This is a genomic window from Neokomagataea thailandica NBRC 106555, from assembly GCF_001598495.1.
In the GTDB taxonomy this organism is placed as follows: Bacteria; Pseudomonadota; Alphaproteobacteria; order Acetobacterales; family Acetobacteraceae; genus Gluconobacter; species Gluconobacter thailandicus_A.
This window is the reverse complement of record NZ_BCZB01000035.1, coordinates 1-18,543: the sequence shown is the minus strand read 5'-3', so window position 1 is coordinate 18,543 and position 18,543 is coordinate 1. Positions and strand designations below refer to the sequence as shown.

The following is an 18,543-nucleotide window of genomic DNA, read 5'->3' as shown; positions in this document are numbered from 1 at the left end:
GTTGGAAGATGAGGCGGCATATGACCGCATCGCCAGTTATTCGCCTTATGACAACATCACCGCGAAGCCTTACCCAGCTATTCTCGCCATGGGCGGCTTGTCTGACCCGCGTGTGACCTATTGGGAGCCAGCGAAATGGATTGCGCGTTTGCGTGATGTGGCTTCCGCCGGTCCGTTCTTGTGTCGTATTAACATGGACGCTGGGCATGGCGGCTCTTCAGGGCGTTATAAACGCTTAGAGGAAGTGGCGCTGGTGCAGGCTTTTGCCATTTGGGCTGTGGAGCGATCGGCCGCTTAATTGGGTATGGATTGTGAAAACCCACTCTCTGCATTTTGTCAGAGAGTGGGTTTTTTTTATGCCTAATTTATTGAGCAATAGGTGAGCAAATTGAGCTCACGGGTTGGTCATTCATGACAGCTTGTGTGAAGGCTGCGGAATCCGCCAAAGATGCATTGACGCTCTGTGAGTGGTTTAGTCCACGATAGAGGTGTGCTTGTACTGTCGTACCCGCCGCGCAGGCCGCTTTGACGAGGCCAAGCTGAGCTTGGGTCGGGACGTCTTGATCGGCGCTGCCTGTGCCGACAAAGAGCGGCTGCTTGAGGTGCAATGTTGGGTATGACAGCGATACAAAAGCGGGAGCTAATGCTTGCGGCAGTGTGGGTTGGAACGCGCTTTGGCGTGTTAGCCCTTCTTTTGCGACTTCGTCTTCTAGTCCTGTGAGGCAGGTTTCTGAGGCGGCGTGATAAGCATTCATGGCAGCTGGGGTAAACGCTGCTTCCGGGTGGAAGTTCGGGCTGAGGCCGCCCAGAGAGGCACCAATCAACAAGATATAAGAGACGAGAGGGTCTTGTCCCGGTGCAGGTGTGGGGGCGCCTTGTGGGGCGGGCTGTACCAGTGCCATGGCCATTTGTGGGGTGATGAACGGAATACCCGTTGTCACGGTGCCGCGGATGTTCAGATCAGGGCTGTAAGCCGGCGCAAAAGCGGCGGAAGCAAAGGCTGCACCTGCGCCTTGAGAATGCCCAACGATCAGAATTTTGTTTTGAAGGTTCTTAAGGCCGGAGAGAGAGAGGCACGGACGGCGTCAAGAACACTATACGCTTCTGCGCGTGTGTTCAGATAGGGGTGCATACCCGGGCTACCCAGGCCCTGATAATCGGTGGCGACAATGGCAAAGCCGCGGTTTAGCCATGCTGTGAGATATGTGGTGTCGCGTTTGCTATGCGCATTGAGAGATGGCGCACAGGAATCGTTGAGGCCAACGGTCCCATGTGCCCATGCAACGATAGGCCAACCACCCTTTGGTGTAGGGCCATTTGGGAAAATGACTTCGCCTGTAACGGGTACGGTGTCGTGGCCGGTAACGCCGTTGGTAGCAGTATAGGTGATGCGGAATGCAGAACCAGCCTCAGGCAGGCTCAGCGGAGCCGCCAGAATGCTGCTGGAGAGCAATGTACCGGCTTTAGGAGCGGTAGTGACATGTGCACTATGTGCAGGCTTTGTTGGGTTTGCGTGGGAGAGGGGGGCTGCCAAAAGAGCAACGCTGGCTAAAAGGCCCAAAGAAAGATGACGCATACATAATGCTCCTACCGGGGCGGAGCTATTATGCTCCGCCACATCAAAAGTTTGGGCATCATGTTGTGTGTGACGCGGCGCGTAAACTAGCGTCATGCAACGTCATGATATTGTCATATGGCGCAGAACTCAGGGGGTTGAGAAACCATGCGGTAGCGCGTGGCAGGCTGCTGCAAGTTGAGGGTGTTTTGGATCAGGGGTGCGGCAAATGGTTTGGGCATCCGTACCGCAGATTGTGGTGACATCTTCCATGGCGGAGGACGCAACGTCACGTGCAACGCCAATATCCTGGTTGCGGTCGTTCGATTCTTCCTTGCTGAGCTGTTCGTCAGCGTCATGCATGGTCTTGAGTGCACTATAGCACGAGTCGCTTACTTCATCTTGGCGGATTTGCAGGACCTGTAAGATTTTATTTACGACGACCCCTTGCATATTAATGGACGGATCATCGTCGTTTGTGGGGGCGCTATTTCCCGCAGCATGGGCAGAAAACGGCAGAATAAGGGAGGCGGTCAGCAGAAGTGCCGCTTTGGCGGAGCGCGTCATCATCTGTGTATGATCGTTATAAATGCTGGGAAGAGCAAGAGGGGGGCGGCACTCTGTTGCATCTCGTCACAGAGAGGAGGATTTAGGGGGATATGTACGTTTTTCAGGGTGTTTATGCGGGTAATACTTGACTCTCGTGAGACGCATCGGTAAGCGAAGCCATTCTTTTTACGGGCGTATCGTCCCGTTCCGCACGACCCTTAGGGGTTTCACCGTCGAGAGCCTGGAAGTACCATGAAGATCCGTAACAGCCTGAAGTCCGCCAAGGTCCGCGATAAGGACTGCCGTGTTGTCCGCCGTCGTGGCCGCGTGTACGTCATCAACAAGAAGAACCCGCGCATGAAGGCTCGTCAGGGCTAATTACGGCTGGGCCGTCTTTCATGATGAATCGGCTTATGACGAAACGGCGCGGGCTTTCAGCTTGCGCCGTTTTGCTATGTGGGGTGGGGGCTTCCATAGCTGCTCCTGCGCATCAGGGTACTCCGTCCTTAGGGCATACGGATGCCGTAGCGGCTGTATCACCACATGCAGATGTTAAGGCTGCTCATAAGCCGTTGACGCGTGTTGAGCGTCTGCGCTTGCTTGAAGAGCGTATAGCCAAGGCGAGCGTTGAAGAGGCTCCTCCGTTGCGGGAAGAGGCTGAGGCCCTGCGTATGAGGGGGCTCAAAGGCGGTACGCGCCTTTTAGTATTTGAAGCCCAAGCTGCAGCAGATAAACATCAGTTTCAGGCGGCTGAAGAGAGTGGCACAGCGGCTTTAGCGTTGCAGGGCGATCAACCCATTGTGCGTAGGGCACGAGCTGTGATTCGTGCTGGTGCCGGGGATTTTGATGGTGCTGTTGAAGACCTGTCAGCCTGTTTGGCCGTAGATCCGGGGGATACAAAAGCGCTGTATGTTCTGGCGAACCTAGAGCTGGAGCGGCATCAGCCGCAAATTGCAAGTGATGTGCTGAAACTTCTGAAGCAGCGTGACCCATCTTTTCCTGGTGTGGTCTCCTCGCTTCCCACTATGGAGCGCTTTCAAAAACAAGTGGAACTACAGTTGGATGGCCAACCGGATTAAGGCTTAGATCTTTGGGCCCCTTGTGTTCGCCTTATTATGCCCCAATCTGTTCGTATAGTTTTGAGATTGAACAGGAGTGTGGCGTATGAATGCGAAGACAAAAGGGGCTGCTTGTTCTGCAGTCGATAAAACAGGCAAGTCATGCTGTAAGCGGTTGGGTGGTGTATTACGCTGCGCTGGCCGTGGGCGTGAAGTGGCGATGACAGGCTTGACGTTCATGGCGTCTTTTGGCCCGAAGCGGTTTCGGCCGCATTGCCAGCAAGCTCTAGCGGTGATTTCCGTTGCTATTACGGCGGTAGAGTTTTTTAAGAACCGTCGACAAGGTTAAGAAAAAGGCGTGGTCTAGAGATGGGCCACGCCTTTTTGATGTTTTATGCGCTTTTAGGTATTGCCAGATACGCCAAGGCGCAGCGGCTTCTATGTGGCCATGATGTACTGGCCACATAGAAAAGCTAAGTGTTGTTTTTAGCGGCCGTCAAAGAAATCCCGGACTTTTGCAAAGAAGCCTGAGCTTTCTGGGCTGGCTTTAGTGTGGTCACCACCGGCTTCTTGTTCAAACTCTTCCAGAAGCTCTTTTTGACGCTTGCTGAGGTGCTGCGGTGTTTCAACGGATACTTGGATATACATATCCCCGCGTGCCGTAGAGCGCAGTACTGAGAAGCCCTTGCCGCGGAGGCGGAAGGTTTCGCCCGTTTGCGTGCCTGCTGGGATACGTACACGTGAGCGTGTGCCATCGATGACAGGGACTTCAATTTCTGTACCCAATGCCGCTTGGGTCATCCGCAGGGGGACGCGGCAATAGATGTTCGCGCCTTCACGTTGGAAAATCTGGTGCGAAGCCACGCTGATATGGATGTAAAGGTCACCTGGCGCAACACCTTCGCCACCGGCTTCCCCTTCCCCAGACATGCGCATGCGCGTACCATCTTCTACACCGGCAGGGATATCCACTTGCAGGGTTTTGGTCTTGGCTTGGGTGCCGCTGCCATGGCAGGTCTTGCAAGGATTACGCACTGTACGGCCTGAGCCGTTACAGGTTGGGCAAGGGCGCTCAACTAAGAAGAAGCCTTGCTGTGCCCGCACTTTCCCGGCACCGTGACAGGTGCCACAGGTTTGGCTTCCGCCGCTCGCATCTGCCGAGCCAGAACCGTTACAGCTCTCACATGAGACGCGGGTTTGGACGTCAATAGACTTTTTAACGCCGCTATAGGCTTCCGTCAGGGTGAGTTCGACCTCAACCTGTACGTCAGCGCCGGTACGACGTCCGCCACCACCGCGGCGACCGCCCATCATGTCACCGAACATCTGGTCGAAAATATCGCCCAGACCGCCTGCGCCAGCACCAAAGCCGCCGAACCCGGCACCGCCACCACCGCCCATGCCGCCTTCAAACGCAGCATGACCGTATTGGTCATAGGCGGCGCGCTTTTGCGGGTCTTTAAGGACGTCGTAGGCTTCGTTGATTTCTTTGAATTTTTGCTCTGCCGTTTCGTCGCCCGGATTGCGGTCTGGGTGAAACTGCATTGCTTTTTTGCGGTAGGCTTTTTTCAGTTCCGCATCGGATGCACCGCGTGCGGCGCCTAGAACTTCGTAATAATCGGCTTGGGTGGCCATGGGGTCGGTTCCTGGTATCGGCCCGCTTGGGCAGGACTTAAAACAAGAACGGCGCCCATCCCCTTTTGAGGAACGGGCGCCCGTCGGAAAAACTGCCCGGGAGAGGGGTTATACTCCCCCGGAGACGTTATACCCGATTAGTGCTTCTTGTGTTCTGAGACGTCTTCGAAGTCAGCGTCGACAACGTTGTCGTCCTTCGCTGCGCCTTCTGCGCCGCCAGCTTCCTGAGAGGCTTGCTCAGCTTGATAGATGGCCTGGCCGACCTTCATAGCTGCTTGCGTCAGCTTTTCACTGGCAGCCTTGATGGCGTCCGCGTTGTCACCGCTCAGCGCTTCACGTGCTTCAGCAATAGCGGCTTCAGCTTCGGTCTTGTCCGCTGCAGGAACCTTGTCACCGCCTTCAGAGATGGACTTCTCCGTCTGGTGGATCATGCTTTCCGTGCTGTTGCGCAGGTCAACCAGTTCACGTTTGGCCTTGTCCGCCGTTGCGTTTGCTTCAGCTTCTTGCACCATACGGTCAATATCGGAGTCAGACAGGCCGCCTGATGCTTCGATCTTGATTTGCTGTTCTTTACCGGTCGCCTTGTCTTTCGCCGTAACGTTCACGAGGCCGTTTGCGTCGATGTCAAAGGTGACTTCGATTTGTGGAACGCCGCGAGGTGCCGGAGCAATACCTTGCAGGTCAAAGTTACCGAGCAGCTTGTTATCAGCTGCCATTTCGCGCTCACCTTGGAAGACGCGGATGGTAACAGCCGGTTGGTTGTCTTCAGCCGTTGAGAAGGTCTGGCTCTTCTTCGTCGGGATCGTCGTGTTACGGTCGATCAGACGTGTGAAGACACCGCCCAGTGTTTCAATGCCCAGTGACAGCGGCGTTACGTCGAGGAGCAGAACGTCCTTAACGTCACCCTTCAGGACAGCACCCTGAACAGCAGCGCCGATAGCAACAACTTCGTCTGGGTTCACGTTACGAGCTGGCTCTTTGCCAAAGAATTCCTTAACGGATTCGATGACCTTCGGCATACGTGTCATACCACCGACGAGGATCACTTCGTCGATTTCGCTCGGGGAGACACCAGCGTCCTTCAGAGCCGCGCGGCAAGGCGTCAGTGTACGCTGGACCAGATCGTCAACCAAGCTTTCCAGCTTCGCACGGGACAGGCCGACAACAAGGTGCTTTGGACCTGTTGCATCTGCCGTGATGAATGGCAGGTTGATTTCGGTTGCCTTGGATGAAGACAGCTCGATCTTTGCCTTTTCAGCGGCTTCCTTCAGGCGTTGCAGCGCGAGTTTATCGCCGCGCAGATCAATGCCTTGCTCTTTCTTGAATTCATCAGCGAGGAAGTCGATGATGCGGTTGTCGAAGTCTTCACCACCCAAGAACGTATCACCGTTCGTTGACTTCACTTCGATCACGCCGTCAGAGATCTCAAGGATGGAGACGTCGAACGTACCACCGCCCAAGTCATAAACAGCAACCGTGCCAGAATCGCGCTTGCCATGGCCGTAAGCCAGAGCGGCAGCGGTTGGCTCGTTGATGATACGCAGCACTTCGAGGCCAGCAATCTTGCCCGCATCACGCGTTGCTTGGCGTTGTGCGTCGTTAAAGTATGCTGGAACCGTGATCACCGCTTGCGTGACGGTTTCACCCAGATGTGCTTCAGCCGTTTCCTTCATCTTGCCCAGAACGAAGGCAGAGATTTGTGAAGGAGCGTATTTTTCGCCGCGAGCTTCAACCCATGCGTCGCCATTGTCGCCCTTAACGATGCCGTAAGGAACCATGTCCTTGTCTTTAGCGACGGTTGGGTCGTCATAACGGCGGCCGATGAGGCGCTTTACAGCGTACAGAGTGTTCGTTGGGTTTGTAACAGCTTGACGCTTTGCAGATTGACCAACCAGACGCTCACCGCTCTCGGTGAAAGCAACCATAGATGGCGTGGTGCGTGCACCTTCGCTGTTTTCGATGACGCGGTTTTCTTCGCCTTCGCGGACCGACACGCAGGAGTTGGTCGTGCCAAGGTCAATACCGATAACTTTGCTCATGTTCTGTCCTTTCAGCGGCCCGGCCCGGCCCATATTGGCACCGGAGACAGGCCCTTTGTGACTGTCACACTGCATAAGGCTATAAGCCTCACACAGCTTTCAGGGTGAAACTTAGGCAGGGTGAGCCGCGCTTGCAAGGCCCTCTCTAAGACAACCAGATGAAAAAACGTTGGAAATTGTGTTTGTTTGCTCTGTGATCTCTTTCTCTTGGGAGCGGAATCGTTCACTCTTATGGGCATCATGCAGAGATTTTTGTTTTTCCGTCCGGTTTTGTTGGGAATGCTGTCTGTTCTGGCGGCGTGTGGTCCGATAGGGCCTGCGCATTTGCAGAATGATCAGTTGGAGTATTCGCGCGCACTTGGGGAAACGCAAAAGCGTGAAATGCTGCTGAACATCGTACGTTTGCGTTATGCGGATCCGCCGACATTCTTGGACACGACGCAGGTCATTGCGGGTTATAGTTTAACGCGGAGTGTGTCTGGCGGGTTTTATGCCTATCCAGCAACGGCGGTGAGCAATTATCTGAGTGGTTCGGGGTCTCTAACGTCCGGCGAGAGCCCGACCTTTACCTATCAGCCAGTGACGGGTGAACAATACGCAGAAAATATTGTGCGTCCTATTTCCCCAACGGTCATTATGCCGTTGAGCTTAGGCGGGCTGCCGATTGATGTGTTGTTGCGGTTAACGGCGCAATCCATTGATGGTTTATCGAATGTGCGGGGGTTAGGGGCTGGGCCGTTCGGTGGTGGCTCAGTGCGGTTCTATCTTTTGTTGCATGATTTGCGGCAGTTGCAGTTGGCTGGAGCGATGACCATTCGTATTACGAATGATACGCCGCAAGACAGTAAGAATCCGGATGCTAAAAAAGAGAGTGGTTCGGGCGGTGGGGCAGAGCATGCTTATCTGGTGCTGTCGGCCACGTCTGACAGTAATCTTCTAGCGATTCAGGCAGAAGTACGCCGTTTGGTGCATTTGGACCCGCAAGCTGAAGAAGCAGAGATTGTTTATGGCCCGTATCCGAAGCATCCGGGGCAAGTGGCAATTTTGACACGCTCTATGCTCGCGATGTTGACGCAACTTGCGTATGAAGTGGAGGTTCCCGAAGAGGATATTCGTAGTGGACGGACACCGCCGACCATTGGGCAAGTAGGGATTGATAGTCGCCCAGAAGTGGCAATTCATTCAGGGCCAGATGCACCTGACCGCCGTTATGCAGCGATTCAGTATAATGACATTTGGTACTGGATTGATGAGAAAGACTTTCAAAGCAAATTGGCCTTTACCATGGTTCAGGTGTTGAGTGCGCTGGCGGCAACCAATCATGCGGCTGGGGCTGTTGTAACCATTCCTGCCGGTTAAAGGACTACGGCGTGATATTTCCGTCACGTTTGGTGAGGTTTGTGTTTCTTTTTTCTGTTTGATGTCGTGGGTTTCGTCGCGCCGTGGAGTGTGATGTGCTAAGGCGCGCAAGCTAGGTTCTCGTGTTGGCTTAGAGGTTTTAGTCTCCCTTTCATTCTGTAGGGTTTGCCGCGCAATTTCATCATGATTAAAGGTTCCTCCATTCGGGCTAGGCGCCCTGTCATATTGCAAGTTCTGCCAGCGCTCGGTACGGGCGGCTTAGAACGTGGAGCCGTAGAAATTGCGGCGGCTATTCAAAAGGCTGGCGGGGAAGCCGTTGTTGCTGCACATCCGGGAGCTTTGTTGGTGCAGTTGCATCATGCCGGAGCGGATTATGTTGAGCTGGATTTGCGTAAAAAATCGTTATGGACGGTTTTGCGTGGGGCGCGGGCTTTAGAACGTATTATTCGTGAATATGGGGTGGATGTTGTGCATGCCCGCTCTCGTATTCCAGCATGGGCTGCGTGGCTGGCTTGTCGCCGCACGGGAACACCCATGATTACGACGTGGCATGGGACGCATAACGCCACTTGGTGGGGGAAACGGCTTTATAATTCTGTTTTGGTTCGTGGAACGCGGGTCATTGCCATTTCACGCTATATTGCTGGGCGTATGGTAGAAGAATACGGCGTATCTTCTGAAAAATTACGGATTATTCCGCGCGGCGCAGACCCCGTCCGTTTCGACCCGGCAGTGGTGTCTGGGGAGCGGATTCAAAATTTGGCTAGTGCGTGGGATTTGCCTCATGGAGCCCGTGTTATTCTGATGCCTGCGCGTTTGACGCGTTGGAAAGGGCAGGGTGTGTTGGTTGAAGCCTTGGCGCGATTGCGCCGGTTACTGCCTTCTGGTTGGGTCTGTGTTTTTATCGGCCCGGAAACGGACACGAATTTTGCGTCATGGTTGGGTAAGCGGGTGACCGCGCTGGAATTGCGTAACTGGGTGCGATTTGCAGGGACTTGCTCTGACATGGCAGCGGCATATGCCTTGGCTGATGTGGTGGTTGCACCGTCTTTGCGGCCAGAGCCTTTTGGGCGAACGGTTGTAGAAGCACAGCTTATGGGAAAGCCGGTGGTGGGTACGGCGCAAGGCGCGATGATGGAAACGATTTTGCCGGATGAAACCGGTGTGGTTGTGCCGCCTTATGATGAAGAGGCTTTGGCAGTCGTTCTGGAGCGTTTGTTAACGACGGAAGCGGATACGCTGGCTTATTTAGCAGAGAATGCACGTGCGCATGTTTTGCGTGATTATACGACGCGGAAAATGCAGGCAGCGACGTTGGGTGTATACGATGAAGTGCTAGGTACGGCGCTGCGTCAGAAGTTTGAAGGAGAGTGTCTTGGGCGATGAGGTGAAGGCGGCGAATGCGTCGGAGAAAACAGAAGGGACTGAAGATCAACAGCATGTGACAAGTCGTGTGCAGCAAGCGCAGGAAGAGCGGCGTTTAAGAGAGGCAAAGGCGTTACGGGCTAATTTAATGCGCCGGAAACAGCAACAGCGTACCCGCCCAGAATGAGCACTGCGCGGCATGGGAGTGTTTTGTCCCTACAAGAATTAGCGCTTACGTTTATTACGTGCTTGTGGGGTGGGACGTTTCTTGTGCTGCACATTGCGATGCAGCATTGTGGACCTTTGTTTTTCGTTGGTATTCGCTTTCTCCTCGCCGCAGTGATGGTTGCGCTGTTAGCCGGTAAAAGCATGCTGTGTTTGCAGCGCCGCGAAGTGTGGGCTGGAGTTTTTATCGGTATCGCATTGGCTCTGGGCTACGCACTGCAATGTATGGGGCTGGAGAGTATTACGTCCAGTCGCGCGGCATTTTTGACGGCGTTGTATGTGCCATTAGTGCCGTTATTCCAGTGGGTGTTACTGCGTAAGAAACCGCATTTAATGAACTTTATTGGGATTGGTTGCGCTTTCGTGGGGTTGGTTGTGATAGCAGGGCCAGCAGCGCTTCAATTGTCTTTAAGTCATGGCGACGCCATGACGGTTTTCGCGGCTTTAGCCATTGCGTTGGAAATTGTTTTTATCAGTCTATTTGCCCAAGGTGTGGATAGTCGCCGTGTTACGGTGATGCAGCTTGCTGCAGGCGGGTGTGTGTCTGTGTTGCTTATGCCTGTCGTTGGGGAGGCGGTGCCGACGTTTTCTTGGGTTTGGTTGGTATGTGCGTTCGGCTTAGCGTTACTGAGTGCGCTTGTGCAACTGATCATGAACTGGGCGCAAAAATCTGTCTCTCCGGCTAAGGCAACGGTGATTTATGCAGGTGAGCCTGTTTGGGGTGGCCTAGTGGGGTGGTTGGCTGGAGATGTTTTGGGAGTGAACACTTTGCTCGGTGCTGCGTTGATTGTGGCTGGTGTCATCATCAGTGAATTAAAGCCGCGTCGGGGTGGGAAAGTGCCGATGACGTCCTCTTCTGCGTAGAGAACGTCTTGTCACGCATTGCACCGTGGGCACGGTATCGCTAGAGCAGGGAAGAGACCCCTGCTGAAGGATAATAACAATGCCAATCATGCCTGATACTTGGATCCGCCAGATGGCGACGGAACGCGGGATGATTGAGCCTTTTGTTGAAGCGCAGAAGCGTGAAGGTGTTATTTCTTACGGGCTGTCGTCCTACGGATATGATGCGCGTGTTGCGGATGAGTTCCGTATTTTTACGGATGTAGACAGCGCGATTGTTGATCCGAAGAACTTTACGCAGAATAGTTTTGTGACGCGTCATGGTGATATTACGATTCCGCCGAATAGCTTTGCGCTGGCGCATACGGTCGAATATTTTCGTATTCCACGTGATACGCTGGTCGTGTGTTTAGGAAAATCGACCTATGCACGCTGTGGTATTATTGTGAATGTGACGCCGCTTGAACCCGAATGGGAAGGGCAGGTGACTATTGAAATTAGCAATACGACGCCACTTCCCGCGCGTATTTATGCCAATGAAGGTATTTGCCAGTTCTTGTTCTTCCAGGGCGCGAGCCCATGTGAAGTGAGCTATGCTGATCGTGCTGGTAAATATATGCGCCAATCTGGTGTAACCACTCCCCGCCTTTAATTTTTTCTTCGCTCTCGAGGATCGTAGATCATGGACCGTTTTATTATTCGTGGCGGTAAACGCCTTGAGGGCGAAATTGAAATCGCCGGGGCAAAGAATTCTGGCTTGAAGCTGATGGTGGCAGGTTTGCTCTGCCCTGAGCGTCTGGTTCTGTCGAATGTGCCGCAAATTGTGGATATTCGGACCATGTGTGATTTGCTTCAACGCTTGGGGCTGACGGTTGAGCCATGTGGGCCGCGTACGTTGTCCATCGGTGGCGAGATTGCCTCGATTGAAGCGCCGTATGATGTCGTCTCTAAGATGCGTGCGTCTATCTTGGTTTTGGGGCCTCTTTTGGCACGTCGCCGTGAAGCACGCGTGTCTTTGCCAGGTGGCTGTGCCATTGGTACGCGGCCTGTTGATTTGCACTTGAAGGGCTTGGAAGTCCTCGGGGCGAAAATTGACCTTGAAGGCGGTTATATTAATGCCTCTGCGCCAGATGGTTTAAAGGGTGGCCGGATTATTCTGCCTTTCGCGAGTGTGGGCGCGACGGAAAATCTGTTGATGGCAGCGACCTTGGCTGATGGCCGCACAGAAATTGTGAATGCTGCGCGTGAGCCAGAGATTGAAGACTTAGCGAATTGCTTGAATGCTATGGGGGCCAAGATCACAGGTGCCGGGTCGGGTACGCTGGTCATTGAAGGGGTTAAAGCCCTGCATGGTGCAGAATATGCTGTGATGCCAGACCGTATTGAGTGCGGGACGTATGCCTGTGCTGCGGGGATTACGGGTGGTGATCTGTTGCTGGTCGGTGGTCGTGCTCAAGATTTGGGTGCTGTGATCCGTACGTTAGAAGAGACGGGAGTGCAGGTGACTGAAGAGGCGCGTGGTTTGCGTGTGCGCCGTACTGGTCCGTTGCGTGGTGTGGATATTGTGACTGAGCCTTATCCGGGTTTTCCGACAGATATGCAGGCGCAGTTCATGGCGATGTTGGCGGTTGCGGAAGGTGCCTCGACGATTACGGAAACGATTTTTGAAAACCGTTTCATGCATGTGCCTGAGCTTAATCGTATGGGGGCGCAGATTAAGCCGCAGGGCCGTTCAGTGATTATTCGTGGTGTTGAGCGCTTGTCTGGTGCACCTGTGATGGCGACAGATCTGCGGGCATCGTTTTCGTTGATTTTGGCTGGCTTGGCGGCAGAAGGTGAAACGCAGTTGGGCGATATTCACCATCTGGACCGTGGGTATGAAGGTGTAGATCGTAAGCTTGCGGCTTGTGGTGCAGACATTGAACGTGTGACGCTGAAGGACTGAGTGAGATGAGTGCGCCAGCGCAGCGTTTAACGTTGGAAGATTTGGTCGGTTCTGTGGAAGCGGTGGTTTCGACAGAGAGCGATTTTATTGCGAATATGGCGAATGTTTCAGCGCTTATTTTTGAAGCGTTGTCTGATGTGAATTGGGCGGGGTTTTATATCCTGCGCGGTCAAGAGTTGGTCTTGGGACCGTTCCAGGGGCGTATGGCGTGTACGCGTATTCCGGTAGGGCGTGGCGTTTGTGGTGCGGCGGCTGAAAAGCGTGTGACGCAACGTGTGGATGATGTGCACGCTTTTCCAGGGCATATTGCGTGCGATGCGGCCTCGGCGTCAGAAATTGTGGTGCCATTATTTTCTGATGGAGCACTGATTGGCGTTTTGGATATTGATAGCCCAGTGAAAGCTCGTTTTGGCGTGGCTGAGCAGGGTATTGTGGAGCAAGTGGCAGCTTTGGTGGGGCAATGTTACCGGGCTGAGTAGCATACACGTCGTATCTTTGGTTCGACGTTTGATCGCTTAGATAACAAAAAACCCCCGCTTCTCAGGAGAGAGGCGGGGGTTTTTATTAAGTGATGGTCTTAGAATGTTGCGTTGATACGGCCGTAGTAATAACCGCCAGCCATCGGAACTTGTGCTGATGACGTGTCATACAGGGCTGCGCCGTATTGGCTGAGCACTTGTGGTAGTTTGCGTGGGCGAATGTTGAAAATGTTGTTCGCACCGACTGCGAAGTGCCAGTGTTCATCGGCGCGGTAGCCAACTTCAAGATCGGTCAGCCAGCGTGGTGTGTTGTTGAATTGTGCAAAGCAGGTGTTGGAATAACGGAGTGCTTTGCCGGTTGCGCCACATGTTGCTGAGGCTGGTGTCCAGTCTTGGTAGGTCATCATGTCTGTGGTTTGACCGTAGCGTGTTTGGCGCAGGTTCACGTCCCATGAGCCGACAGTGTAGTAGGCATTGAGGATGAGTTTGCTACGTGGGTAGCTTGTGGTCAGGTAACCAACAGTTTGTGCATTGAGTAGGGATTGGCCGTTGCTATCCGTGCCAGCGTGATGCAGGCGTGTACGGTTGAGGTCCAGCGAAGCAGTCAGCATCACGTTGCCATATTTATGCAGGCGCAGCATGTAGTCTGTTTTGATGTCCAGACCTTGTGTACGTGTGCTTGCAACATTGCCGAAGTAATAAGCAGAGATGTTGGAGATATCCATGCTGCCGAGCGGGAGGGCGTAGCCCATTGCTTGGATGGCATTGACCGCGGCTTGCCCCTTGGTGGTGCCGCCTTGTGCGATACGGTCCCGCAGGTTGATTTGGTATACATCGGCTTCAACATGCCAGCCTTTAAGGGGCTCGGTGACGATACCACCGCTTGCGCTGACATCACGTTCAGGCTTCAGTGGGCTTGCGCCGAGTAGGCGTGCCGCGCTGGAGTTGACGGGCAGGAGGCCGCTCGCTTGGGTGGGGTTCACGTTCATGGTGCTGTAGTGCTGTTCCGCGAGGGTTGGTGCGCGGAAGCCAGTGCTGATCGTACCACGAACGGCTAAGCGTGGGGTGACATCGTAGCGGGTTGAGACCTTGCCGTTTTGGGTATTTCCAAAGTCGGTATAGTGCTCGACGCGCCCTGCGAAATCGAGGTCCCATTGTTTGAGTGGATGGAAATCAGCGTCTGCATACCCTGCCCAGACGTCACGGCTCCAATTGCCTGCGCTTTGTGGGCGTAGACCGGCATAGCCTTGTGTGCCGCCGACTTCATAAGAAGCGGGGTTGCCTGCGGTGATTTGGTACATATCGAGGTGGTGTTCTCCACCGAAGGCGAAGACAACCGGTACGCTGTTCATAAGCGTGAAATGGCGGCGTAGGTCGAGGTTGTTGGTCCATTGTGCGCTGCGATAGCTTAAGGCGCGTACGTCTGTCGGGGACCACCCACAGCCTAGGCTTGATATATTGGCGACGTTGCCGTTATTACAATTTTTGCTGAGCATACCGGTATTAACGGTATTTTTGGTGCCGATGGTGTCTTCGTCCGCGCCATAAACTGTGCTGAGATCCCAGTCAAAGCCGAAGAGGTTTTGGCCTTTTAAGCCCAGTGTGGCTGCGTAGTCGTTTTCTTCGATTGTCTCTGTCGGAGAAAAGCCATAAGGGTACAGTGTTGGGGCAATGCTTGGTACACGGTAGTTCTGAATCGCCTCTGCGTGGCGGTGTGCGTACGTAATTTGTCCGTAGAAATCGACGTTTTCGGCGATTTTTTTGCCAAAATCGATGCCGAGATTTTCACGTGTTTCTTCGGGCGTGCTTGTAATCTTATTGGAGTTGGTTGGTACTTTAATGGCATTAGCCACTACGCCGGTATAATAGCCATTCGTGTTGGCGCCTGTGGGCCAATATCCGAGTAGGCGGTGGTCTTTCGCATCACCGAAGAAATGGTCGGTGTGGTAGACTTGCCCACTGAGATGCAAGTACCCATCGGTTCCAAGTTTCATGCCGCCATCGGCATTGACCTGATACTGCCAGCCATCACCATTATAGGCATTGGCACCCGTCTGGGCGGACATGTTCAGGCCGTGGTCTTGTTTTTTGGTGATGATATTGACAACGCCAGCGATGGCGTCTGAGCCGTACATTGCCGCAGCGCCGTCTTCCAGCACTTCAATATGATCAATCATATTGGCCGGGATCATATTGAGATCGACCGGTGTGGCTCCAAATTGTGGGCCAGAGTTTTGGACAATATTGCCTGTCACGTGGCGGCGTTTGCCATCCACAAGGATCAGTACTTGGTTTGGGTTTAAGCCACGCATTTGGATGGATGAGGTGAGCGAGGCGGTGTCCGAACCTTTGGCGGCTACGTTGATGGATGTGTATGTTTTGGTGAGCGCATCGGCCAGATTCATTTGACCGGAGCGACGGAGTGTAGCGGCGCTCACAACACTAATCGGGCTAGTGCTTTCTCGTGCGTGGCGGTTGCTAGCATGTGTTCCCGTGATGATCATGACCTCACTGCCACCATTTTGGATGGCGTGTGGACGCGGCTTTTGAGGCGCTGTTACAGCTTTTGCAGGGGTAGGACGCTTATTGCTGCTGGGGGCAGGTTTTGCGTGTGCAAAGCTTGAAGAAATCGCCAAGAGTGCGGTTGTGGTGAGGCATAAAGATCGGACCGGGAACATCAATTCAGGACTCTCCGTAGCTGTTCATAGTGATTTTGAACTTATTTTTACAGAGACTCGTACCGGTCACGGTTTGTTTCGTAAAGAGACTATTAACGGAATGATATGTTTTTATTGCCTTGAGAATGTGTTTTTATGTTTCAATGCAGGGTATTAAAAAGAAACATAAAGTCTCCTTTCTGAGCATCGGTGGATCAGAAGGAGACTGTGAAGTAATTGATTTTATACTGTAATTAGTGAGATAAATTCTGATACGTCAGAGCAGATCGTGATGAATGAGCGGGTTTCAGGAGCAACGAATCCTTGTTCAACGGCATCATCCAATACTTGGATAAGAGATGTGGCCCAGCCATGAACATTCACGATGGTGATGGTCTTGTTGTGCAAATTGAGTTGGCGCCATGTGACGATTTCCATCATTTCGTCAAATGTGCCGAAGCCACCGGGTAGAATGGCAAAGGCATCGCTGAGTTCGAACATGCGTGCTTTGCGCGTGTGCATATCTGGTGTGATTTCGAGTTCTGTCACGCCGTGATGCATAATTTCGCGCTGGTGTAGAAATGTTGGGATAATCCCTATGACGCGTCCGCCAGCTTCTAAGGTGCTGTCTGCTACAGTGCCCATTAAGCCGACGTGACCACCGCCATAGATAAGTGTGATATTTGCTTTTGCGAGCGCTGTTCCAAGTTGTGTCATGCTCTCGGCATAGGCTGGGTTGTGTCCAAAGCGAGAGCCGCAAAATACAGCGCAAGAACGAATAGTCATAAATTTTCGGCCATGTTGAATGGGGTGAAAAGTCAGCCTCGACGTTGCCCCAAAGCGCGGCTAATGCCTATCCCTACGAGGCTGCAAAATGCTGCGGTTAAAAACATTATGGTGTAATTACTGTACTCGATAATTTGCCCAAGCAAGAGACCTGAGCAGGCAATCGCTAAGTCGATAAAGATAGAATATGCGCCTAAGGCGGCCCCACGGTTTTGTGGACCAGCACGGTTCACGGCCAAGACGCCCAAGGCAGGGAAGAGGAGTGAGAAGCCTGCTCCGGTTAGGGCTGCACCAATCACTGAGGCAATGGGAGTATGCACAAACCCTAAGAGGGCTAAGCCTACAGCTTCGACGCTGAGAGAAACAATAGCTACGTTTGCACCGCCGCGCCGGCCAATTTGGGATGCAAAGAGAAAGCGAATAGCGACGAATACAACGCCGAAAACGGTCAGTGTGTGCCCTGCGCCTGACCAGTGATGGACCTCGTAATAGAGCGCTAGGAAGGAGGAAATGGCACCGAACCCAATACCGCCCATAGCCAAAGCCATGCCGTGAGGGAAAACGAGGCGTAGGGCGGATTTGAAGGGAAGGGGTTTATCGGTGGAGGGTAGGGGTTTTACGCCTGTGTAGAAGGCAATGATGATAAGGCCGAGCAGTGGGAGGAGTGCGGAGAGGCCGCCTACGCTGTTTAGTCCTCCAAAGGGAGCGGCTAAATGTGCAAGTGCCGCGCCGACGGGGGCCCCAAGGGCGATGCCGCCATAAGAGCAAATACCATTCCATGAAATGGCAACGGATGTATTTTTAGTGCCAACACGGCGTATGTTCCAGACAATAACCCCTGTAGCGGCCCAGCTTTCAGCCCACCCTAAGAAAAGTCGGCTGAGAAAGATAATAGAGAGTGAGAGGGCGGGAAGGTGTGCAAGAAGCCCTGCGGCGAGCATTGCGATACCCGAGAGAAGGCAGGCGACGAGGCCGATGACGACGACAGGTTTGGGGCCGCGACTATCGACTAATCGTCCTGCTGAGGGGCGTGCTGCAAATGTGGCGAGGTATTGGAGTGAAAACGCAAGGCCCGCGATGGTTGTGCTGTAGCCGAGGGTATTTTGTACAAAAATTGTCAGGACTGCGTTGGGTAGACCGATGACGATATATACCAGCAGGTTGAACAAAACGACGGCAAGAACCCGTTGGGTCGGTGATGTCACCGGGGTGTCTTCCGCAGTCATAGGTCTGTTCTCCTGAGTGTGGTGGTTGTTGTATCTAACTTAAAGAGGAGCGTTTCGTCCTGAATGACAGTGCATTAAGCCAGTTTTGCCCGCACGTCACGGAGGAGTTAACGATGACTGAGAAAAGAATATCCGATCTCTTTTGAACGCCGCGTTGGAAGGCGCGGCGTTCAAGATGTGTTTACAGGATATTTTGCAGTCGGCTTTGGATCAGTGAGCAAGCTTTCTGGCGGAGCGGTTCAGCTAAAGAAGAGAGCGAGAATTGTTGTTGTGTGTTGTTGGCGGCTGTTTGCAGGATGCCTTGCTGGCCTGCTGCGTAAGAGGCGTTGCTGCTGACGCCTGCTTGTTGTGTGGCGGTTGATAGTAGGGAAGATGCATTCCCGGATGTGAGGTTGTTGGTAACGCAGTATTTTAAGACGCCAGCTAGGTTAGAAGTTGAGCTGTTGGAGAGGCTTGGTAGCTTCAGGTTATTGCCAAAGGTACCGAGGCTATTGGCTAAGGAGTTGCTGGCGGATTGTGATGCAGCACCAAATGCTGATGTTGCCGCGCTCTGGAGGCCTGCCCCTTGGCCTGCAGCAGAGTTTGTCGCGTCACAGGCGCTTAAGCTGAACACTGCTGCGAGTGCGCCAACAGAAAGAAGGGCTGGGAGGCGAAAGGTTTTGGTCATCAGAGGTTATTCCTCAATCTATCATCATTAAGATGCGGAACGTATTTGTGTGTTCCTACACCAGAGTAACGCAACATCTGCTGAAAGTGAGCGAGGAGAATGTGAATTTTATGGCGGCGGATTGAAGAGGTTATGTGCTGCTGGAAAATTTTTCA

General features: G+C 53.4%; 18 protein-coding genes and 1 pseudogene. 11 read left to right on the top strand and 8 right to left on the bottom strand.

From position 1 onward, the window contains the following. Window positions 1-298: prolyl oligopeptidase family serine peptidase (locus NTH01S_RS10325; protein WP_157070949.1), on the top strand; the 298-nt coding region annotated here is incomplete at its 5' end. 67 nt (window positions 299-365) lie between these two features. Here NTH01S_RS10325 and NTH01S_RS12225 read toward each other — a convergent pair. Continuing rightward, a pseudogene (locus NTH01S_RS12225) lies at window positions 366-1,576 on the bottom strand (lipase family protein). 129 nt (window positions 1,577-1,705) lie between these two features. Beyond that, a complete protein-coding gene (locus tag NTH01S_RS10315) occupies window positions 1,706-2,125 on the bottom strand; it encodes a hypothetical protein (protein WP_068173422.1) in 420 nt (139 codons plus the stop codon). Between the two features lie 231 nt (window positions 2,126-2,356). Between NTH01S_RS10315 and ykgO the strand changes: the two genes are divergently transcribed. The 3 genes from ykgO (at window position 2,357) to NTH01S_RS10305 (ending at window position 3,511) form a co-directional block, all read left to right on the top strand. Then, window positions 2,357-2,482 (top strand): type B 50S ribosomal protein L36, encoded by a 126-nt coding sequence (gene ykgO / locus NTH01S_RS11640; protein WP_003625637.1) that lies wholly within the window; start codon window positions 2,357-2,359, stop codon window positions 2,480-2,482. A gap of 35 nt (window positions 2,483-2,517) precedes the next feature. Next, the gene (locus tag NTH01S_RS10310; RefSeq protein WP_157070948.1) at window positions 2,518-3,183 is read left to right on the top strand and encodes a tetratricopeptide repeat protein; all 666 of its coding nucleotides are present in this window, start codon (window positions 2,518-2,520) and stop codon (window positions 3,181-3,183) included. An 85-nt stretch (window positions 3,184-3,268) separates the two neighbouring features. Further along, window positions 3,269-3,511 (top strand): hypothetical protein, encoded by a 243-nt coding sequence (locus NTH01S_RS10305; RefSeq protein ID WP_068173429.1) that lies wholly within the window; start codon window positions 3,269-3,271, stop codon window positions 3,509-3,511. 137 nt (window positions 3,512-3,648) lie between these two features. Here the strand turns inward: NTH01S_RS10305 and dnaJ are convergent, their stop codons facing one another. Further along, a complete protein-coding gene (gene dnaJ / locus NTH01S_RS10300; RefSeq protein WP_068173418.1) occupies window positions 3,649-4,797 on the bottom strand; it encodes a molecular chaperone DnaJ in 1,149 nt (382 codons plus the stop codon). A 137-nt stretch (window positions 4,798-4,934) separates the two neighbouring features. Next, window positions 4,935-6,836, bottom strand: a complete 1,902-nt coding sequence (gene dnaK, locus NTH01S_RS10295) for a molecular chaperone DnaK (RefSeq protein WP_068173427.1) — start codon at window positions 6,834-6,836, stop codon at window positions 4,935-4,937. A 240-nt stretch (window positions 6,837-7,076) separates the two neighbouring features. On the opposite strand from dnaK, the gene NTH01S_RS10290 reads away from it, so the two are divergent. The 7 genes from NTH01S_RS10290 to NTH01S_RS10265 all read left to right on the top strand — a co-directional run bounded on the left by NTH01S_RS10290 (window position 7,077) and on the right by NTH01S_RS10265 (window position 13,052). Further along, the gene (locus NTH01S_RS10290) at window positions 7,077-8,195 is read left to right on the top strand and encodes a hypothetical protein (protein ID WP_245642356.1); all 1,119 of its coding nucleotides are present in this window, start codon (window positions 7,077-7,079) and stop codon (window positions 8,193-8,195) included. 183 nt (window positions 8,196-8,378) lie between these two features. Continuing rightward, window positions 8,379-9,581: a glycosyltransferase family 4 protein gene (locus NTH01S_RS10285; RefSeq protein ID WP_068173425.1), complete on the top strand. Its 1,203-nt coding sequence runs from the start codon at window positions 8,379-8,381 to the stop codon at window positions 9,579-9,581. Next, window positions 9,571-9,747, top strand: a complete 177-nt coding sequence (locus NTH01S_RS11800; protein WP_157070947.1) for a hypothetical protein — start codon at window positions 9,571-9,573, stop codon at window positions 9,745-9,747. The genes NTH01S_RS10285 and NTH01S_RS11800 overlap by 11 nt, the downstream gene beginning before the upstream one ends. Continuing rightward, window positions 9,744-10,649, top strand: a complete 906-nt coding sequence (locus NTH01S_RS10280; protein ID WP_068173416.1) for a DMT family transporter — start codon at window positions 9,744-9,746, stop codon at window positions 10,647-10,649. Before NTH01S_RS11800 ends, NTH01S_RS10280 begins: the two co-directional genes overlap by 4 nt. Before the next feature lie 79 nt (window positions 10,650-10,728). Then, window positions 10,729-11,280, top strand: a complete 552-nt coding sequence (dcd, locus tag NTH01S_RS10275) for a dCTP deaminase (RefSeq protein ID WP_068173414.1) — start codon at window positions 10,729-10,731, stop codon at window positions 11,278-11,280. Between the two features lie 30 nt (window positions 11,281-11,310). Beyond that, window positions 11,311-12,573, top strand: coding sequence for a UDP-N-acetylglucosamine 1-carboxyvinyltransferase (gene murA, locus NTH01S_RS10270; protein ID WP_068173412.1), 1,263 nt, complete (start codon window positions 11,311-11,313; stop codon window positions 12,571-12,573). A 5-nt stretch (window positions 12,574-12,578) separates the two neighbouring features. After that, window positions 12,579-13,052, top strand: a complete 474-nt coding sequence (locus NTH01S_RS10265) for a GAF domain-containing protein (RefSeq protein ID WP_068173411.1) — start codon at window positions 12,579-12,581, stop codon at window positions 13,050-13,052. A gap of 98 nt (window positions 13,053-13,150) precedes the next feature. On the opposite strand, the gene NTH01S_RS10260 is transcribed toward NTH01S_RS10265, so the two are convergent. From NTH01S_RS10260 to NTH01S_RS10245, 4 genes are all read right to left on the bottom strand, one after another. Then, the gene (locus NTH01S_RS10260) at window positions 13,151-15,730 is read right to left on the bottom strand and encodes a TonB-dependent receptor plug domain-containing protein (RefSeq protein WP_068173409.1); all 2,580 of its coding nucleotides are present in this window, start codon (window positions 15,728-15,730) and stop codon (window positions 13,151-13,153) included. A gap of 222 nt (window positions 15,731-15,952) precedes the next feature. Then, window positions 15,953-16,495 (bottom strand): LOG family protein, encoded by a 543-nt coding sequence (locus tag NTH01S_RS10255; RefSeq protein ID WP_068173406.1) that lies wholly within the window; start codon window positions 16,493-16,495, stop codon window positions 15,953-15,955. Between the two features lie 32 nt (window positions 16,496-16,527). Continuing rightward, entirely contained in the window at window positions 16,528-17,721 is a 1,194-nt protein-coding gene (locus tag NTH01S_RS10250) for an MFS transporter (RefSeq protein ID WP_068173404.1), read from the bottom strand. 181 nt (window positions 17,722-17,902) lie between these two features. Next, a complete protein-coding gene (locus NTH01S_RS10245) occupies window positions 17,903-18,388 on the bottom strand; it encodes a DUF2501 domain-containing protein (RefSeq protein ID WP_068173403.1) in 486 nt (161 codons plus the stop codon). Between the last annotated feature and the right edge of the window lie 155 nt (window positions 18,389-18,543).

Bases quoted from the DNA above. Each gene is read 5' to 3' on its own strand.
- NTH01S_RS10315 (WP_068173422.1), bottom strand. From the start codon at position 2,125: ATGATGACGCGCTCCGCCAAAGCGGCACTTCTGCTGACCGCCTCCCTT.
- ykgO (WP_003625637.1), top strand. From the start codon at position 2,357: ATGAAGATCCGTAACAGCCTGAAGTCCGCCAAGGTCCGCGATAAGGAC.
- NTH01S_RS10310 (WP_157070948.1), top strand. From the start codon at position 2,518: ATGACGAAACGGCGCGGGCTTTCAGCTTGCGCCGTTTTGCTATGTGGG.
- NTH01S_RS10305 (WP_068173429.1), top strand. From the start codon at position 3,269: ATGAATGCGAAGACAAAAGGGGCTGCTTGTTCTGCAGTCGATAAAACA.
- dnaJ (WP_068173418.1), bottom strand. From the start codon at position 4,797: ATGGCCACCCAAGCCGATTATTACGAAGTTCTAGGCGCCGCACGCGGT.
- dnaK (WP_068173427.1), bottom strand. From the start codon at position 6,836: ATGAGCAAAGTTATCGGTATTGACCTTGGCACGACCAACTCCTGCGTG.
- NTH01S_RS10290 (WP_245642356.1), top strand. From the start codon at position 7,077: ATGCAGAGATTTTTGTTTTTCCGTCCGGTTTTGTTGGGAATGCTGTCT.
- NTH01S_RS10285 (WP_068173425.1), top strand. From the start codon at position 8,379: ATGATTAAAGGTTCCTCCATTCGGGCTAGGCGCCCTGTCATATTGCAA.
- NTH01S_RS10280 (WP_068173416.1), top strand. From the start codon at position 9,744: ATGAGCACTGCGCGGCATGGGAGTGTTTTGTCCCTACAAGAATTAGCG.
- dcd (WP_068173414.1), top strand. From the start codon at position 10,729: ATGCCAATCATGCCTGATACTTGGATCCGCCAGATGGCGACGGAACGC.
- murA (WP_068173412.1), top strand. From the start codon at position 11,311: ATGGACCGTTTTATTATTCGTGGCGGTAAACGCCTTGAGGGCGAAATT.
- NTH01S_RS10265 (WP_068173411.1), top strand. From the start codon at position 12,579: ATGAGTGCGCCAGCGCAGCGTTTAACGTTGGAAGATTTGGTCGGTTCT.
- NTH01S_RS10260 (WP_068173409.1), bottom strand. From the start codon at position 15,730: ATGTTCCCGGTCCGATCTTTATGCCTCACCACAACCGCACTCTTGGCG.
- NTH01S_RS10255 (WP_068173406.1), bottom strand. From the start codon at position 16,495: ATGACTATTCGTTCTTGCGCTGTATTTTGCGGCTCTCGCTTTGGACAC.
- NTH01S_RS10250 (WP_068173404.1), bottom strand. From the start codon at position 17,721: ATGACTGCGGAAGACACCCCGGTGACATCACCGACCCAACGGGTTCTT.
- NTH01S_RS10245 (WP_068173403.1), bottom strand. From the start codon at position 18,388: ATGACCAAAACCTTTCGCCTCCCAGCCCTTCTTTCTGTTGGCGCACTC.